This is a genomic window from Rugamonas violacea, from assembly GCF_016461825.1.
In the GTDB taxonomy this organism is placed as follows: domain Bacteria; phylum Pseudomonadota; class Gammaproteobacteria; order Burkholderiales; family Burkholderiaceae_D; genus Rugamonas.
Window position 1 is genome coordinate 41,618 of the sequence record NZ_JAEMNU010000071.1, and the last position, 17,223, is coordinate 58,840.

Annotated in this window: 12 protein-coding genes; 6 read left to right on the plus strand and 6 right to left on the minus strand. The window is 67.6% G+C overall.

From position 1 onward, the window contains the following. Positions 1-19 precede the first annotated feature (19 nt). A complete protein-coding gene (locus H7U20_RS13395) occupies positions 20-1,174 on the minus strand; it encodes an acyl-CoA dehydrogenase family protein (RefSeq protein ID WP_199759647.1) in 1,155 nt (384 codons plus the stop codon). 166 nt (positions 1,175-1,340) lie between these two features. Between H7U20_RS13395 and H7U20_RS13400 the strand changes: the two genes are divergently transcribed. From H7U20_RS13400 to H7U20_RS13420, 4 genes are all read left to right on the plus strand, one after another. Continuing rightward, complete coding sequence (locus H7U20_RS13400; RefSeq protein ID WP_199759648.1) at positions 1,341-2,543, plus strand: acetyl-CoA C-acetyltransferase; 1,203 nt, start codon at positions 1,341-1,343, stop codon at positions 2,541-2,543. Between the two features lie 11 nt (positions 2,544-2,554). Then, on the plus strand, positions 2,555-3,895 hold the full coding sequence (locus H7U20_RS13405) for an enoyl-CoA hydratase-related protein (RefSeq protein ID WP_199759649.1): 1,341 nt from the start codon (positions 2,555-2,557) through the stop codon (positions 3,893-3,895). Between the two features lie 311 nt (positions 3,896-4,206). After that, positions 4,207-5,880: a putative bifunctional diguanylate cyclase/phosphodiesterase gene (locus tag H7U20_RS13415; protein WP_199759742.1), complete on the plus strand. Its 1,674-nt coding sequence runs from the start codon at positions 4,207-4,209 to the stop codon at positions 5,878-5,880. After that, positions 5,877-7,367, plus strand: a complete 1,491-nt coding sequence (locus H7U20_RS13420; RefSeq protein WP_233410739.1) for an HDOD domain-containing protein — start codon at positions 5,877-5,879, stop codon at positions 7,365-7,367. Before H7U20_RS13415 ends, H7U20_RS13420 begins: the two co-directional genes overlap by 4 nt. A gap of 92 nt (positions 7,368-7,459) precedes the next feature. On the opposite strand, the gene H7U20_RS13425 is transcribed toward H7U20_RS13420, so the two are convergent. Both H7U20_RS13425 and aroC read right to left on the minus strand, forming a co-directional pair. After that, positions 7,460-8,617 carry an MFS transporter gene (locus tag H7U20_RS13425; RefSeq protein WP_199759651.1) on the minus strand — a complete coding sequence of 386 codons (1,158 nt, stop codon included), beginning with the start codon at positions 8,615-8,617 and terminating at the stop codon, positions 7,460-7,462. A 58-nt stretch (positions 8,618-8,675) separates the two neighbouring features. Further along, positions 8,676-9,773, minus strand: a complete 1,098-nt coding sequence (gene aroC / locus H7U20_RS13430; RefSeq protein ID WP_199759652.1) for a chorismate synthase — start codon at positions 9,771-9,773, stop codon at positions 8,676-8,678. Between the two features lie 292 nt (positions 9,774-10,065). On the opposite strand from aroC, the gene H7U20_RS13435 reads away from it, so the two are divergent. Next, on the plus strand, positions 10,066-12,327 hold the full coding sequence (locus tag H7U20_RS13435) for a GGDEF/EAL domain-containing response regulator (protein ID WP_199759653.1): 2,262 nt from the start codon (positions 10,066-10,068) through the stop codon (positions 12,325-12,327). A 402-nt stretch (positions 12,328-12,729) separates the two neighbouring features. On the opposite strand, the gene H7U20_RS13440 is transcribed toward H7U20_RS13435, so the two are convergent. Continuing rightward, positions 12,730-13,929: an NnrS family protein gene (locus tag H7U20_RS13440; RefSeq protein WP_199759654.1), complete on the minus strand. Its 1,200-nt coding sequence runs from the start codon at positions 13,927-13,929 to the stop codon at positions 12,730-12,732. Positions 13,930-14,204: 275 nt separating this feature from the next. Here H7U20_RS13440 and H7U20_RS13445 point away from each other — a divergent pair, with 275 nt between their 5' ends. Then, on the plus strand, positions 14,205-14,462 hold the full coding sequence (locus H7U20_RS13445; RefSeq protein ID WP_199759655.1) for a heavy-metal-associated domain-containing protein: 258 nt from the start codon (positions 14,205-14,207) through the stop codon (positions 14,460-14,462). A gap of 17 nt (positions 14,463-14,479) precedes the next feature. Here H7U20_RS13445 and H7U20_RS13450 read toward each other — a convergent pair whose 3' ends face one another. Both H7U20_RS13450 and H7U20_RS13455 read right to left on the minus strand, forming a co-directional pair. Next, a complete protein-coding gene (locus tag H7U20_RS13450) occupies positions 14,480-15,160 on the minus strand; it encodes a response regulator (RefSeq protein ID WP_199759656.1) in 681 nt (226 codons plus the stop codon). A 22-nt stretch (positions 15,161-15,182) separates the two neighbouring features. Beyond that, positions 15,183-17,129, minus strand: a complete 1,947-nt coding sequence (locus H7U20_RS13455) for a type IV pili methyl-accepting chemotaxis transducer N-terminal domain-containing protein (RefSeq protein WP_233410740.1) — start codon at positions 17,127-17,129, stop codon at positions 15,183-15,185. Positions 17,130-17,223 lie beyond the last annotated feature (94 nt).

Sequence of the window (17,223 nt, forward strand, 5' to 3'; positions counted from 1 at the left end):
GATGTCACAGCTATTTGCACTAGCGCTTGCGCGCCACCAGTCCCATCTGCTTGGCGATGATGCCCAACATGACCTCGTCGGCGCCGCCGGCGATGGAGGCCAGCCGGCCGTCGCGGAACAGGCGCGAGACGCGGTTGTCCAGGCTGTAGCCCATGCCGCCCCAAAACTGCAGGCAGGCGTCCGGCACCTGGCGCAGCAGGCGACCGGCCTTCAGCTTGGCCATCGAGGCCAACTCGGTCACGTCGGCGCCGCCGATGTACAACTGGCCGGCGCGGTAGGTCAGCGCGCGCAGGCTCTCCACTTCCGTCTTCAGCTCGGCCAGCTTGAACTGCACATGCTGATTGTCGAGCAAACGGCCGCCGAACATGCTGCGCTCGCGCGCCCACTGCGCCGTCGTCTCGATGCAGTTGAGCAGGCTCTGAATGGCGTTGGCGGCGGCCCACAGGCGCTCCTCCTGGAACTGCAGCATCTGGTAGGTGAAGCCCATGCCCTCCTCGCCGATGGCATACCGCCGCGGCACCCGCACCCCGTCGAAATGGATCAGCCCCGTGTCCGACGAGTGCATGCCGATCTTGCGGATCTTCTTACCCAGCGAGACGCCGGGAGTATCCATCGGCACGATGATCAGCGTCTTGTTCTTGTGCGGCGCGCCGTCCGAGGTGTTGGCCAGCACGCACATCCAGTCGGCCTGCAGGCTGTTGGTGATCCACATCTTGCTGCCGTCGATGAGGTAGTCGCCGCCGTCCTTGCGCGCCGCCGTCTTGATGGCCGCCACGTCCGAGCCGGCCGCCGCCTCCGACACGCCGACGCAGCCGACCATGTCGCCGCTGATGGCCGGCGCCAAAAACTGCCGGCGCAGCGCGTCCGAGCCGAAGCGGGCCAGCGCCGGCGTGCACATATCGGTGTGCACGCCGATCGCCATCGGAATGCCGCCGCAATCGACATGGCCCAGCGTCTCGGCCATCGCCATCGAGAAGGAATAGTCCAGCCCGAGGCCGCCGTATTCGACCGGCTTGGTCAAACCCAGCAGGCCCAGGTCGCCCAGCTTCTTGAACAAGTCGTGGGCCGGAAAGGCCTCGGCCGCCTCCCACTCCTCGACATGCGGATTGATCTCCCGGTCGATGAAGCGCTTCAGCGTGCGCTGCAGCTCCTGGTGCTCGTGACTGTTGAACATGCGCGCCCCGTGGTCGATTGGAGCAGGCAGATTAGCGCAAACACAACAATCAAGCAAGCAGTTGCTTTGTCGTGGGGAGAACTCTATGATTGCGAACATAAGTGAAGAAAATAACAACAAAAACCATCAAACACCGCGCCGGCCCGGCCGCGCGCTTGGAGACCGCATGAACGAAGCATTCATCTACGAGGCCATCCGCACCCCGCGCGGCAAGGGCAAGAAGGACGGCAGCCTGCACAGCGTCAAGCCGATCTCGCTGCTGGCCGGCCTGATGCGCGAGTTGCAAAGCCGCCACGACATCGACACCGCGCAAATCGACGACGTCGTGCTCGGCTGCGTCACGCCGGTCGGCGACCAGGGCGCCGACATCGCCAAGACCGCCGCCCTGGTGGCCGGCTGGGACTGGCAGGTGGCCGGCGTGCAGCTGAACCGCTTCTGCGCCTCCGGCTTGGAGGCGGTCAACCTGGCGGCGCAAAAAGTGCGCTCCGGCTGGGAGGATCTGGTGGTGGCCGGCGGCGTCGAGTCGATGTCGCGCGTCGCCATGGGTGCCGACGGCGGCGCCTGGGCGCTCGACCCGGAGACCAGCCTGCGCACCGACTTCCTGCCGCAGGGCATAGGCGCCGACCTGATCGCCATGCTCGACGGCTATGACCGCGGCGCCATCGACGCCTACGCGCTGCGCTCGCAGCAGAAGGCCGCCGCCGCCCGCGCCGCCGGCCGCTTCCGCTCCGTGGTGCCGGTGCGCGACCAGAACGGCGTGGTGATCCTGGCCGAGGACGAGTTCATCAAACCGGCCACCAGCCTGGCCACCTTGGCCGGCCTCAAGCCCTCCTTCGAGGCGGCCGGCAAGATGGGCTTCGACAGCCTGGCCCTGCGCAAATACCCGCAACTGGCGCGGCTCGACCACGTCCACACGGCCGGCAGCTCGTCGGGCATCGTCGACGGCGCCGCGCTGGCCCTGATCGGCAGCGCCGCCGCCGGCGCCCGCCTGGGCCTGCGCCCGCGCGCCCGCGTGCTGGCCACCGCCGTCACCGGCAGCGACCCGACCATCATGCTGACCGGCCCGGCGCCGGCCGCCCGCAAGGCGCTGGCCAAGGCCGGCCTGACGGTGGCCGACATCGACCTGTTCGAAGTCAACGAGGCCTTCGCCGCCGTCGTCATGCGCTTCATGCGCGAGATGGGCGTGGCGGAGGAGCGGGTCAACGTCAACGGCGGCAGCATCGCGCTGGGCCACCCGCTGGGCGCCACCGGCTGCATGCTGCTCGGCACCCTGCTGGACGAACTGGAGGCGCGCGAACTCAAACGCGGCCTGATTACCCTATGCGTCGGCGGCGGCATGGGCATCGCCACCATCATCGAACGCATCTGACGGAGAGCGCCATGATCACCTTCCACCAACAAGCCGACCGCCTGACCCTGAACCTGGCGGCGCATGCCGTCAGCCCCTTCGACGCCGCCTTCCGCCGCGAGCTGACGGCCGCCGTCGAGCGCATCGAGGCGGCGCCGCCGCTGCAAGTGGTGCTCGCCATCGACGGCGGCGCCGCCAGCGCCGACCACGCCGGGCACGCCGGGCACGACGGGGAACTGGACCAATTGCTGGCCCTGACGCCGGCGCAGGCGGCCGACTGCATGCGCACGCTGGCCGACTACAACGCCCTGCTGCGCCGCCTCGACCTGCTCGACAAGCCCTTGACCGCCACGCTGTCGGGCGCGGTCGAAGGCCACGCCCTCGGCCTGGCGCTGGCCTGCCACCACCGCATCGCCCTGGCCGACGCCAGCCTCGCCCTGCCGCAGGTGCACCTGGGCCTGGCGCCGGTGGCCGGCGGGTTGGCCCGCGCCGTGCGCCTGAGCGGACTGCAAGCGGCCATGCCGCTACTGATCGAAGGCAAAACACTCAGCGCCGCGCAAGCGCTGGAGGCCGGCCTGCTGCACGACGTCGTCGCCGACGCCGACGCGCTGGCCGGCGCGCTGACCAAACAACTGGCCGCCCTGCCGGCCGACGGCGCCGCCGCCGGCCAACCGTGGGACGCCAAGGGCTACCGCCCGCCCGGCGGCGCCCTCAATTCGCCGGCGCTGCAAACCCTGCTGCAGGTGGCGCCGGCCATGCTGCGCCAGCGCAGCCGGGGCCACTACCCGGCGCCGGAGGCCATCCTGTGCGCCATGGTCGAGGGCCTGCAAGTCGATTTCGACAACGCCCTGTTGATCGAAAGCCGCTACTTCTGCCAGTGCGCGCTGGGTGTCGTGGCGAAGAACCTGATCCGCCTGGGCCGCATCCCGGCCGCGCCGTCGGCCCGGGCCGAGCAGTTCGCCGCCACGCTGCGCCTGGCCTACCTGGACGAACTGGCGCAGCTGCGCGCCGAGGGCCTGCCGGCCGCGCTGCTGCGCCACGCCGCCATGGCCGCCGGCCTGGCCCAGCTGCCGCCGGAGGAAGCGGCCGCGCCGAGCGGCGCCGCCGGCGCCACCGCCACGGACGTCGTGCGAGCGCGCGACCGCCTGCTCTACGCCCAGGCGCTGGCGGCCCTGCGCGGCGTCGACGCGCTACTGGCCGGCGACCACGCCCAGGCCGACCGCATCTCGGTGCGCGACTGTGGTTTCCCGGCCCACACCGGCGGTGCGCTGCGCTTCATCGCCACACTCGGCGCGAGCCAGTTCGCCGCCCGCGCGGCGCAACTGGGCGCCCGTTTCGCGCCGCCGCCGGAGTGGCGCGAACTTGCCGAATAACTTATCCGATAAGCAAGCCTGGACAGCCCGCCGACGCCCCCGCGCCCCACTCTGCGCCGCCTTTTTTCCAGGGCGGCGCGGAAAAATGAATAAACATCCATAAAAGTTGTCTCTGTTCATGTATTTCCGGCGCTTTCAGTGATACATTTCGTTCTGGTTTTGCCGGGCGGGCGCCCTGCGGCCCAGTGTCATCGTGCCGATAAAATTGTAGAATGCAAGATATGAAAAAAATGAAAGTGTAGATCGTCACAATGCTTTCCAGCTCTCCAGTCCCGCCTGTGCTCGATCTGCGCCATGAACTCGACAAGCTCATGGGGGAAGCCGGCGATGTGGTGTTCCGGCTCAACCAGCAAGGGCAGATCCTGTTCGCCAGCCAACGGGCCGTCGCCCTGATCCGCTGCGGCCGCGCGCTGCTGGGCGAACCGCTGGCCGCCCACGTCGCCGAAGCCGACCGCGCGACACTGAAAGCGACCCTGATCGAGGCCATCGAAGCGGGCACGCCCTGCCGCGTCGAGCTGCGCCTGAAGACGCCGGAACTGGACATCTGGCACGAGCTGCGCGTCGTCGCCCTGCACACCGACACCGAACAGCCCGAACTGATGCTGGTCGGCCGCGACCTGTCGGCCCAGCAGGCCACCGAGGAGCGGCTGCGCCACATGGCCACCCACGACGCCCTCACCGAACTGCCCAACCGCCTGCTGCTGTCGGACCGCATCCGCATGGTGATCTCCCAGGCGCGCCGTTCCGGCCAAGGCTTCTCGGTGGCCACCGTCGGCCTGGACGGCTTCAAGAAAGTCAACGACGGCCTCGGCCACCCGGTCGGCGACGCCGTGCTGCGCATGGCCGCCGCGCGCCTGCGCAAGACCCTGCGCGACAGCGACACCCTGGCCCGCGTCGGCGGCGACGAATTCGTCGCCGTGCTGCCCGGCACCCACACCGAGGCGCAGATCAAGCTGGTCACCGGCCGCCTGATCGCCACCCTGCAGTCGCCCTTCGAGGTCGACAGCCACACCATCTACGTCGGCGCCTCGGTCGGCGTGGCGCTGTATCCGCAGCACGCCGAGGACGAGGTGCGCCTGGTCGCGCTGGCCGACGCCGCCATGTCGCGCGCCAAGGAAACCGGCAAGGCGCGCTGCGTGGTCTACAGCCCGCGCCAGGGCAGCACGCCGGAGCACGACATCTCGCTCGAGGCGGCGATGTTCCAGGCGGTGCGCGAGGGCGAGTTCCTGCTCTACTACCAGCCCATCGTCGACGCCCACACGCGCGAGATCCAGGGCTTCGAGACGCTGATGCGCTGGAAGCACCCGACCCTGGGCATGGTGCCGCCGGTGCGCTTCATCCCCATCGCCGAGACCAACGGCCTGATCAACCTGCTCGGCGCCTGGGCGCTGAAGGCCGCCTGCGTGCAGCTCAAACAGTTCGAGGAGGTGGCCAAGCGCAGCCTGTACATCTCGGTCAACATCAGCCCGCGCCAGTTCCGCAACGATAAATTCCTCGACGTGCTGGACGACGCCATCGCCTTCTCCGGCCTGCGCGGCGAACAGCTGGTGCTGGAGATCACCGAGGGCACGCTGATGATCGATCCGGTGCACGCCGAAGCCATCCTGTCGAAAATGACCGAGCGCAAAGCCCGCATCGCCATCGACGACTTCGGCACCGGCTACTCCTCGCTGGCCTACCTGAAGCGCTTCCCCATCTCGGTGCTGAAGATCGACCGCACCTTCATCCGCGACCTGCCCGCCTCGCAAAAGGACGGCGCCATCTGCAACGCCGTGCTCGACCTGGCCAAGCACCTCGACCTGTCGGTGGTGGCCGAGGGCGTCGAGACCGAGGAGCAGCTGCACTACCTCGAACAGCGCGGCTGCCAATACATCCAGGGCTACCTGACCGGCAAGCCGATGCCGGCCAACGTCGCCATGGCCGCGCTGAAGGAAAGCACCTACGCCAACCTGCTGCCGACCGAGCTGCGCCAGGTGCATCCATGATCGCCGCCGTCAAGGCCGCCACGGCGCTGGGTGAAAAAACCCTCAACGAGTTGTGGGACCGCACCCGCCAGCAGGGCGACATGCCCGGCTTCGCCAAGGCCATCAGCGCCATCCTCGGCGCCATGCGCGGCGAGGACGAGCAGGAATTCAACATGGCGCAGACCGTGCTGTCGGACCCGGTGCTGACGCAGAAGGTGCTGCGGCTGGCCAACAGCGGCATGTACTCGGCCTTCGGCCAGCACGTCAACACCGTCAGCAAGGCGGTGCTGGTGCTGGGCACCGACGCCATCGGCCACCTGGCGCTGGGCTTGAAATTGATCGAGGAGTTGTCGGCCGCCTCGGCCGACTCCACCATCGCCCAGATCGAAATGGAAAAGGCCGTGCTGGCCGGGATCGTCGCCCAACACGTCGCCGCCAGCGCCGCCAGCCGCCACGGCGAGGAGGCGGTGGTCTGCTCCATGCTGCACAGCCTGGGCCGCATGATGCTGACCTACTACCTGCCGCAGCGCTGGCTGGCGCTGCAGCAGCACGCCGGCGGCTCGGTCGACGCTGCCGCGCCCGAGCTGCTCGGCCTGACGCTGGAGGACATCGGCTGCGCCGCCGCCGTGCACTGGGGCCTGCCGGCCAACCTGATCAACGGCATGCGCCGCGTCGAGCCGCCCGAGCCTGGCGCCGAGGTCAGCGCCAGCGACTGGATCGCCGGCCTGTCGACCATGGCGGCGCAGTGCGCCGACTCGCTGTGGCACGACGACGCCGCCGGCCACGCCGCCGTGCAACTGCTCACCGAACGCTACGCCGAGATGATCGGCGTGGCGCCGGAAAGCCTGATGACGGCGATCGAACAGGCCAAGCTGGTGGCCGCCGCCGACCTGTCGATCGCGCCCCTGTCCAAGCCGGCCGAACGGCGCGCCCAGGCGCTGGCCAAGACGCGCATGCGCGCCGCCGGCAACAAGATCCTGCTCAGCGGCCTGTCCGACATGCGCGACGTGCTCGACACCGCCAGCCCCGGCCAGATGGTCTCGATCGCGCTGGAGACGGTGTACCAGGGCCTCGACTTCTCGCGCGCCGTGGCTTTCGTGCGCAACCGCAAGGACGGCCAGTACGCCGCCAAGATCGGCTTCGGCGACGACATCAAGGAACTGCTGCCGCAGATGAGCTTCTACGACGCCTACGAGCCGAACGTGTTCCACGCCGCCCTCAGCAGCGACCGCGTGATCTTCATCGAGAACGCGCGCGATCCGAAGTTCGCCGCCAAGCTGCCGCTGTGGTGGAAAGGCACGCTGTCGGCGGCGCGCAGCTTCGTCATCCTGCCGCTGTCGGCCAACGGCCAGCCGGCCGGCTTCCTGTACGGCGACTGGGACGAGAGCTTCCCGCCGATCCAATTGAGCCAGACCGAGTTCGCCCTGCTCAACGACATGCGCACGCTGGTGGTCAAGGCCGTCGAGCGGCGCCACAAGCTGGAAACGGTGGCCAGCCGCGCCAACTAAACCGGCCGCTTGCCGCGCGGTGAATACACCCCACAAGCGCAAATCTGGGGTCGGACCTCGGGTCTGGCCCCGGCTCTCCGCCTTTGGGGGTTTTATAACGCCGCCACCGCCCGCCGCTGCCAGCGGAACGACAAGGCCGCCGCCAGCATGGCGCACACACATAGCGCCGACGCCACGTAGTACACCGACTGCGGCCCCATGCGCTGCCACCACTGCGCCAGGAACAAGCCGCCCAGCGAACCGCCGACGCCATACGAGATGCTGATGAACAGCGCCTGGCCGCGCGCCTGCAAGGGGCCGCAGAACCAGCGCTGCAAGGTCATCACCGACGCCGAGTGGTGTAGCGCGAAGGTGGCGGCGTGCAGCAGTTGGGCCAGCACCAACAGCCACAGCGCGTGCGCGGCGGCGCCCATCGCTGCGAAGCGCAGCACGCCGCACAGCAGCGCCAGGTACATCATATTGCGCGCGCCCCAGCGGCGGAACAGCGGCGCCTGGAAGTAGAACAGCAGCACCTCGGCCGTCACGCCGAGCGCCCACATCAGGCCGATCACCGTCTTGCTGTAGCCGTTGCGCTCCAGGTACAGCGAATAGAAGGTGTACAGCGAGGTGTGCGCCGCCACCATCAGCGCCGTCGAGACGAAGAAGGCGATCACCTCGCGCCGCCGCAGAATGCTCAGCAACGGCGGCGCCGGCTGGGCGTGGCTCAGCCGCGGCACCTCGCGCAGGCGCAGCGCGGCGCCCAGCACGCCGAGCAGCAGGCCGCCGGCGATCCACGGCAAGGCGGCGATGCCGTAGGCGTCCAGCGCGACGGCGGCCAGCAGCACCGAGACGATGAAGCCGACCGAACCCCACAACCTGAGCCGGCCGTAGTGGGTCAGGTCGCCGCGCATCTCGGACAGCATCAATGCCTCGCAGATCGGCCCCTGCGCGCTGGTGAACAGGTTCAGCGCCACCATCGCCAGCAGCAGCTGGGCGAAGGTCTGGCCGAGGAAAATGCCGGAGAACGCCGTCAGCGCCGCCACGCCGGTCCAGCGCAGCACCAGCACGCGGCGTTCGCTGTGGTCGGCCACATACCCCCAGACGTTGGGGCCGACGATGCGCAGCACCTGGATCATCGCCATCAAGGTGCCGATCTGCGCCACCGTCATGCCCTTGGCGGCGAAGTACAGCGTGGCGTAGGTGGAGAAGGTGCCGGCGTGGGCGTAGTAGGCGAACAGGAAGAGCGCGAAACTGAAGGCTTGTTTGGGCATGGCGGCGGGGCTGCGCCGGACGGCGCCGCGATGGCGCCGTCCGGTAAAACAAAAAAACTTACAAGGCGATGTTCGGCGTGCTCACCCGCACGTCGCCGCACTGGGCGCGGTGCATCAGCGCGTGGTCGATCAGCACCAGCGCCAGCATGGCCTCGGCGATCGGCGTGGCGCGGATGCCGACGCAAGGATCGTGGCGGCCGAAGGTCTCGACCATCACCGGATTGCCGTCCTTGTCGATCGAACGGCGCGGCGTGCGGATCGACGAGGTCGGCTTGATGGCGATCGACACCGCAATGTCCTGCCCGGTCGAGATGCCGCCCAACACGCCGCCGGAGTTGTTGCCGACGAAGCCCTGCGGGGTCAGCTCGTCGCCGTGCTCGGAGCCCTTCTGCGCCACCGACTTGAAGCCGGCGCCGATCTCCACGCCCTTCACCGCGTTGATGCCCATCATCGCGTAGGCGATGTCGGCGTCCAGCTTGTCGTAGATCGGCTGGCCCAGGCCGACCGGCACGTTGTGCGCGATCACATCGATGCGCGCGCCGATCGAATCGCCGTCGCGGCGCAGCGCGTCCATCGCCTCCTCCATGCGGGCGATCAGGGCGGCGTCGCCGCTGGCGGCGAAGAAGGGATTGTTGGCGACGTGGCTCCAGTCCTCGAAGGGCACGACGATGTCGCCCAGCTGGCTCATGCAGCCCTTGAACACCGTGCCGTACTGCTGCAGCAACCACTTCTTGGCGATCGCCGCCGCGCCCACCACCGGCGCCGTCAGGCGCGCCGACGAACGGCCGCCGCCGCGCGGATCGCGGACGCCGTATTTATGCCAATAGGTGTAGTCTGCATGACCAGGGCGGAAGCTTTCGGCGATGTTGCCGTAATCCTTGCTGCGCTGGTCCTCGTTGCGGATCAGCAGGGCGATCGGCGTGCCGGTGGTGACGCCCTGGTAGACGCCGGACAGGATCTCGACCGTGTCCGACTCCTGGCGCTGGGTCACGTGGCGCGAGGTGCCGGGCTTGCGCCGGTCCATCTCGGGCTGGATGTCGGCTTCGGACAAAGGCAGGCCGGGCGGGCAGCCATCGATCACGCAGCCGATCGCCGGGCCGTGGGATTCGCCAAAAGTGCTAACAGTAAACAGCTTGCCAAATGTATTGCCGGACATAGGTAGGAGATCTGTGAGTTAGGAAACAGTCCATTTTACCAGCCCGCCGGGCCGCGCGTCCGTCGCCGCGCGAAATACGCGGGACGGCACACGACATGGTACGCATTAGTACCAATTGCGGGAGCTTGCCGGGGTTTCATGGTGGAAACGAGACAGTTTCCTCCGCAAGCAGGGCAAAACTTGCACAATGACACCCCGCGCGCCCCGGAAAGGCGCCGAAATGATCGTTCCGTCCGACAATTCGCTATATACTTGTTCTAAAGAACACCGAGAAATCCTGGAGAAGCGACACATGCCCCCATCGATCACCCCCCTTGAGCAATCCAAGGACGATCACGACGATCTGGTATTCTTAGAAGAGCACCCGGCCGGCGCAACGACGGCCGGCGAACGCAACGTCTGGCGCGTGATGATCATCGACGACGACGAAGACGTCCACTCGACCACCACCTTCGCCCTCGGCAACCTCGACATGCAGCACCGTCCGCTCGAATTCGTCCACGCCTACTCGGCCGGCGAAGCGCGCGACATGCTCAAGCACGAACAGGAAATCGCCGTCATCCTGCTCGACGTGGTGATGGAGCAGGACGACGCCGGCCTGCACCTGGTGCGCTACATCCGCGAGACGCTCAAGCTGAGCGACGTGCGCATCATCCTGCGCACCGGCCAGCCCGGCTACGCGCCGGAGATCGACGCCATCCGCGACTTCGACATCAACGACTACAAGACCAAGTCCGAGCTGACCCGCATCAAGCTGTTCACCACGGTGACGGCGGCGATCCGCTCCTACGAACAAATCCGCAAGATCAACGACAGCCGGCGCGGCCTGAGCCAGATCGTCCAGGCCAGCACCGAGCTGATGACCCTGCACGGCGTGAAGAACTTCGCCGCCGGCGTGCTGACCCAGATCGCCGACCTGCTCGGCCAGAAGTCCTGCGGCGTGCTGTGCGTGCAGGAGTGCCCCGAGGGCGGCTGCCACGAACTGATGGTGATGGCCACGGCCGGCGACTACCGCCGCCTGGACAACTGCCAACTGACCGGCGAGCTGGCCGCCGCCGTGCTCGAGGCGATGGAACTGGCGCTGGCGCAGCGCCGCAACGTCTACCAGCCCGAGCACCTGACGCTGTACTTCGCCGGCAAGGCCAGCCGCAACTTCGTCGCCTACGTCGACCTGGAACGCCAGTTGAGCGAGATCGAGCAGCGCCTGCTGGAGGTCTTCTGCAGCAACGTCGCCGTCGGCCTCGACAACGTCGAACTGGTCACCCATCTGCACAACGCCGCCTTCTACGACCAACTCAGCAAGCTACCCAACCGCACCCGCCTGGTCGAGATCCTCGACGCCACCCTGACCGGGCCGGCCAAGGACGAGGCCACGCTGTCGCTGGTCGACCTCGACCACTTCGCCGAGACCAACGACGCCCTCGGCCACCAGTTCGGCGACATGCTGCTGCTGGCCGTCGCCGGCCGCCTGCAATCGCGCCTCGGCAACGAGCTGACCGTGGCGCGCATCGGCGGCGACATCTTCTGCGTGCTGGGCGACTCCGCCCAGGTCAACCCGGCGATGATCCTGGCGCTGTTCCAGACCCCGTTCAGCATCGACGGCCAGGACGTGCAGCTGTCCGCCACGCTCGGCCTGGTGCGCCTGGGCGAGCACGACGGCAGCGGCGCCGACGCCCTGAAGGACGCCGACATCGCCCTCAAGCGCGCCAAGTCGCAGCAGCGCGCCGGCCACTTCTACTTCTCGCGCAGCATGGGCGTCGAGATCCGCGAGCGCGTGCGCATGATGCACGCGCTGCGCACCGCCTTCGGCCAGAACCAGTTGTTCGTCGTCTACCAGCCGCAGATCGACCTGGTCACCCGCCGGCCGGTGGGCGCCGAGGCGCTGCTGCGCTGGCAGACGCCGGACGGCAAGTTCATCTCGCCCGACCGTTTCATCCCCATCGCCGAATACTCCGGCCTGATCATCGACCTCGGCGAATGGGTGCTGCGCACCGCCTGCCGCGAGCTGGTCAAGCTGCGCGCCTCCGGCCACCTCGACTTCATGATGTCGATCAACGTCTCGCAGGTGCAGTTCCGCCACCCCTACTTCCTCGAAATGCTGCGCACCGCGCTGGAGGACACCGGCGCGCCGCCCGAGTTCGTCGAACTGGAGATCACCGAATCGATGGCGATGGAAGAGCCCGACCTGCTCATCAAGATGCTCGGCCAGATCAAGCAGACCGGCGTCAGCATCGCCATCGACGACTTCGGCACCGGCTTCTCCTCGCTGTCGTATTTGCAGCGCCTGCAGATCGACCGTTTGAAGATAGACCGCGCCTTCGTCACCGAAATCACCGGTTCCGCGCGCGGCAGCAGCATCGCCGAGATGGTGATCCAGCTGGGCCGCAACCTCGGCCTGGCGGTGATCGCCGAAGGTGTCGAAGACGAACGCCAGGCGCAGATCCTGCAAAACCTCGGCTGCCCGCTGGCCCAGGGCTTCCTGTTCGCCCGGCCGATGACCGCCGAAGCGCTCGACGGCTGGCTCAACAACGACGCCCTCGAAGGCGCCGCCTAAGCAACACCCCATCCATTCAGTAAATAACAGGCGGGGTCAGTGCCGACATTCGGACACAGACTCAGCCGTAACAGCGGGGTCAGTGCCGACATTCAGACACAGACTCAGCAGTTTAGAGGCTCGGTGGCGAGCGCTATGGTTGAGGTCGTGTCCGAATGTCGGCACTGACCCCGCTTGTGGTTGAGGTCGTGTCCGAATGTCGGCACTGACCCCGCGTGACTGCTTGCTGCTGACCCCGCTTGCTGACCCCGCTTGACTCTGACTCCGCCGGGGGCACCTTCGCGATCGCGCGCGGAAAAACGCTGTCCTCAAACAGAAAAAGGCGGCAAGCCACTGGCCGCCGCCCTCCCCCTCCCCACATGAAACCGGTACCCGGCCGGGCCCTGCGCCCGGCCTGGCGGGTCATCCCTCGCGGCCGTCGATCCGTGGCCGCGCCAGGTAGGGCAGATAGACCACGGCGAACACGGCGAAGGCCAGCGTCCAGCACAGCGCGCTACAGATCAGCAGGTGGTCGTGGCCGGCGCCCGGGCTCAGCGCGGCGGCCACGCGCAGCACGGCGCCCAGCTGGATCAGCACATAGATCGCGCATTCGGCCTTGCCGCTGTTGAGCGGCCGGCCCGTGTGGCCCAAGGTGGTGCGCGTCATCATGCCGAGGATCAGGCCGGCCATCGAACCGACGGTCAAGGCGTGGAAGGCGGCGCTGGACGGAATCAGCGCCATCGCCGCCAGCGACAGCAGGAAGAAGCCGATCGCGATCCAGCCATACGACAGGTGCAGTATCCACAGCAGCGGCACGCGCAGCGTCTTGTGCGGCTGCCACTCGATCAGGCGAATCAGCAGCATCGTCGCGGCGGCGCCGCCGAGCGGCGCCACCAGCCACACCGGCAGGCCGGCGATCCAGCTGACGCCGGCCAGCGCCAGCAAGGCGATCGACAGCATGTCGCGCTTCGGATGCACGGCCGGCGTGCTGCCCGGCGCGCCGTTGCGGGTGAACATGGGGATGACGCGGGTGCCGATGGCCGACTCCATCACCACGATGATCAGGATCGCCGCCTGCGCCGGCACGGCCGGCGCCATCGCCAGCAGGCCAAGCACGATGGCGTGGTAGACGCCGTTGGCGATGGCCAGCAAGGACAGCAGGCCGACCAGGAAGTAGTTGCGCTTGTTGTTGGACTTTTTCATCACCACCAACAGCGGCCAGGCGGCGGCCGGCAGGAAGGCCCAGTCGACCATGGCGGCGGCCAGCGGCGGCGCCCAGGCCATGGCGACGCGGCCGGCCAGCCACAGCGCCACCAGCGCGGCCAGATGGCCCTCGCGCGGCGTCCACAGGTTGGTCCAGTTGCGCGCGGCCGTGAACAGGAAGCCGATCACCACCGCCGTGCTCATGCCGAACACCATCTCGTGCATATGCCAGCCCAGCGTGATGTGGGCGCCGGCGTCGAGCCAGCCGTAGTACTGCGCCATCCACAGCGGAATGCTGAGCGCGGCGAAGACGGCGGCGACCAGGTAGAACGGACGGAAACCGAGCCGCCAGATCGGATGGCTGGTGCCCCACGGCGCCGGACGGGCCGGCGCGGGTTCTTCGATGTTTAACAGGCTCATGGTATGCCACTCTTTCTTGCTGGATCAGCGTTCAAACTAAGGTAGGCCTGGCGGCGAACGAAACCATTGTCTGCCCCAGCGCAAGGCTTGTGAAGACAGCCGCCGGAATTGGATGATGTGAATCAAGGATTTCCAACTTGGCCGGCGCGCGCGGCGCTTTTCCATCGACGCCGGCAGCCCCATCCATTACGCTGGAACCTTGTTGGCACCCGGCATCGCGGTGCCGGCCGCGCGCCTGCGGGCGCCGATTGATGAATCCACTTCGAAGGTATTTTATGCAAACCGCTGTACTCAAAATCGATGGCATGAACAGTGACGCCTGCGCCGACAAGGTCGCCCAGATCCTCAACCACAGCAACGGCGTCAGCGAGGTGCGCGTCTCCCTGCTCAACAGCCAGGCCGACGTGCAGTTCGATGAAAGCCACACCAACACCGAGCAACTGGCCGGCAATCTGGCGCGCGCCGGCTACCAGGTACAGAGCGGCAAGCCGGCCGAAAAAAACGGCGGCTGCTGCGGCGGTTGCTGCGGTTAAGCCGCGTCGTTCAAGGTTCAGCGTTCGCCGTTGGCGCCGAGCAGTCGGTGCTCGACGGCATACACGGCGGCCTGCACGCGGCTGCTCAGCCCCAGTTTCTTCAACACGTTCTGCACGTGGATCTTCACCGTGCTTTCGGCCAGGTCGAGCGAGCGGGCGATCACCTTGTTGCTCTCGCCGCGCGCCAAACAGGCGATGATCTCCTTCTCGCGCGGGGTCAGCTTGTCCAGGTCGGAGGCCGCCGGCTGCGCCAGTCCGCCGCCGTGCAGCTGGGCCACCAGCTTGGCCGTCATCGCCTCGGCCACCACGGTCTCGCCGTTGGCGGCGCGGCGGATCGCGCGGATCAAATATTCGGTGTCGATGTTCTTCAGCAGATAACCGGCGGCGCCGGCCTTCAAGGCCACCGACAAATCCTGCGCGTCCTCCGACACGGTCAGCATGACGATGGCGCTGTCCGGGCAGTCCTGCAGCATCAGCTGCAGCGTCTCCACGCCGGACATGCCGGGCATGTTCAGGTCGAGCAGAATCACCTGCGGCTGTAGCTGCTGGGCGCGTTTGATGCCCTCGATGCCGTCCGAGGCCTCGCCGACCACGGCGAACTCGGGATTGCGCTGCAACAGCGAGCGTATGCCGCTGCGGAACAGGGTGTGGTCATCGACCAGCAGCACGCTGATCGGCTTGTTGTCTTGAACTTCCATGGATGCCCTTGCTGAAAAACGGTTACGCCGCGCGGCGCTGGGCGCGCGGCAATTGCAGATTGACGGTGGTGCCGGCGCCCGGCACCGAAGTCACGTTGAGCAGCGCCGCGATCCTTTGCGCCCGCTCGCGCATGATGTGGATGCCGACATGGCTCTCGCCCTGCTCGGCCAGCGCCGCCGTGTCGAAGCCCTGGCCATTGTCGCGGATGGTCAGCTGGAAGTCGTGGCGGTCGCGCAGGCGCACCTCGACCCGCGTCGCGCTGGCGTGCTTGCGCACGTTCGACAGCGCCTCCTGCACGATGAACAGCAACTGCAGCTGCTGCTCGGGCGGGAAAGGCGCGCCGTCGCTGTCGGCCTGCAGCTCGACCTCGATGCCGGTCTGCCGCTCGAACTTCTCGATGGCGGTCTTGAGTGTGCTGAGCAGATCGCCCTCCTGCAAGCGGGTGCGGAAATTGTGCAGCAGCTCGCGCACGTCCTGGTAGCTCTCCTCGACGCCGGCGCGCAGCGCCGGCACGATGTCGGCCACCTCGTCGAGCTGGCGCCGGTCCAGCGACTGCTCCAGCATCTGCACCTGCAGGTTGAGGTAGTTCAGGCCCTGGGCGATGCTGTCGTGCAGGCCCTGGGCCACCAGGTTGCGCTCCTCGGAGATGGCCATCTCGCGCTCGCGCGAGGCCAGGCGCTGGTTCTCGATGGCGGTGCCGAGCAGCTGGCCTAGCGTCTCCAGCAGCGCCGTCTCACGCTGGTTGAAGGTGGTCGGCTTGCGGAAGTGCAGATTGAAGAAGCCCAGGTGCTGGCGTTGCGCGTAAATATGGAACACCGACACGGTGGTGAAGCCCTCGCGGTGGCATTGCAGCTTGTGGCCGTCGTCGATGAGGCGCAGGTCGTGCACCACGGCGACGCGCTTGACCACGGCCTCGCCGCACAGGCAGTCGCCCACCTTCATGCAGTGCTCGGCCTCGATCAGCGCGTCGGAGATGCCGTGGTGGACCAGCATGTGCACATTGCCCTGGTTCGGATCGAGCACGCGCACCGAACCGCCGTCGGCCTTGAAATAGTCGCTGATGCGCTGCATGAAACCGGCGCACATGTCCTTGGCCGCCTGCGGCTGCTGCAGGAAGGCGGCGCTGTCGTACAACAGCGCCAGTTCGCGGTTCTGGTCCTCCAGCGTCGCCGTCTTGGTCCGCACCAGTTGTTCCAGGTTGCCGTACAGGCTTTGCAGCTTGTCGGCCATCAGGTTGAAACCGCGCGCCAGCTGGCCAAACTCGTCCTGCGACTCGACCGGCAGCCGCACGCCGAAGTCGCGTTCGCGCATGCGCTCCATGCCGGCCTGCAGGCTGGTGACCGGCGTGACGATCAGGTTGAACAGCAAATAGATGATGCACACCGTGCCGACCAGCGCCAGCGCCAGCAGCAACAGCTGCGAGGCGCGCAGCCAGAAGGTGCGCGCCTCGCTGTCCTGCTCGATCAGCTGGACCAGGGCGTTGACCTGGCCGACGAACTGTTCGGCCTGGTACTGGAAGGCCTGGGTGCTCTGCGCGCTGACCGTCCGCTGTTCGAGGATGCCGACGGCCAGCGGCCGCAAGCCGGTCTGCCAACGCTGGGTGACTTGGTTGAAGCTGGTGCGGATGGCGCTGGCCGGCGGCAGGAACAGCGGCCGTTGCGGGTCGCCCTGGCGCAGCTGCGACAAGGTCGAGTCGACCGCCAGCACCTGGCGCCGCGCCGTGGCGTGCGGCGTGCCGCGCTCGGCGCCGTCGGCCAGCGCGTAGAGCGCGAGGCTCAGGCGGTAGCTGTTCATGCGCAGGCTGCCGGTCACGTTGATGGCGGCGGCGCTGCCCTCCAGCTGCCAGGACAGGTAGAGGGTGGCGCCGATCACCATCAGCGCAATGGTCAAAAAGCCCAGCAGCATGCCGACGATCTTGGTCGACAATTTCTGCCAGGCGGCGAACGGGGGGGCGGTGGGCGTCATCATGCAGGCACCGGCGCGCCCACGCGCGGCGGCCGCGCCGGCGGGTGGAAAATTGGGGGCTGCATCATCTGTTCTCCTCTACTGCGTTGACGCTTTG

What these genes read in the sequence shown, in the direction of transcription:
- H7U20_RS13435 (WP_199759653.1), top strand. Translation starts at nt 10,066, where the DNA reads ATGCCCCCATCGATCACCCCCCTTGAGCAATCCAAGGACGATCACGAC.
- aroC (WP_199759652.1), bottom strand. Translation starts at nt 9,773, where the DNA reads ATGTCCGGCAATACATTTGGCAAGCTGTTTACTGTTAGCACTTTTGGC.
- H7U20_RS13445 (WP_199759655.1), top strand. Translation starts at nt 14,205, where the DNA reads ATGCAAACCGCTGTACTCAAAATCGATGGCATGAACAGTGACGCCTGC.
- H7U20_RS13450 (WP_199759656.1), bottom strand. Translation starts at nt 15,160, where the DNA reads ATGGAAGTTCAAGACAACAAGCCGATCAGCGTGCTGCTGGTCGATGAC.
- H7U20_RS13405 (WP_199759649.1), top strand. Translation starts at nt 2,555, where the DNA reads ATGATCACCTTCCACCAACAAGCCGACCGCCTGACCCTGAACCTGGCG.
- H7U20_RS13415 (WP_199759742.1), top strand. Translation starts at nt 4,207, where the DNA reads ATGGGGGAAGCCGGCGATGTGGTGTTCCGGCTCAACCAGCAAGGGCAG.
- H7U20_RS13400 (WP_199759648.1), top strand. Translation starts at nt 1,341, where the DNA reads ATGAACGAAGCATTCATCTACGAGGCCATCCGCACCCCGCGCGGCAAG.
- H7U20_RS13425 (WP_199759651.1), bottom strand. Translation starts at nt 8,617, where the DNA reads ATGCCCAAACAAGCCTTCAGTTTCGCGCTCTTCCTGTTCGCCTACTAC.
- H7U20_RS13395 (WP_199759647.1), bottom strand. Translation starts at nt 1,174, where the DNA reads ATGTTCAACAGTCACGAGCACCAGGAGCTGCAGCGCACGCTGAAGCGC.
- H7U20_RS13440 (WP_199759654.1), bottom strand. Translation starts at nt 13,929, where the DNA reads ATGAGCCTGTTAAACATCGAAGAACCCGCGCCGGCCCGTCCGGCGCCG.
- H7U20_RS13455 (WP_233410740.1), bottom strand. Translation starts at nt 17,129, where the DNA reads ATGATGACGCCCACCGCCCCCCCGTTCGCCGCCTGGCAGAAATTGTCG.
- H7U20_RS13420 (WP_233410739.1), top strand. Translation starts at nt 5,877, where the DNA reads ATGATCGCCGCCGTCAAGGCCGCCACGGCGCTGGGTGAAAAAACCCTC.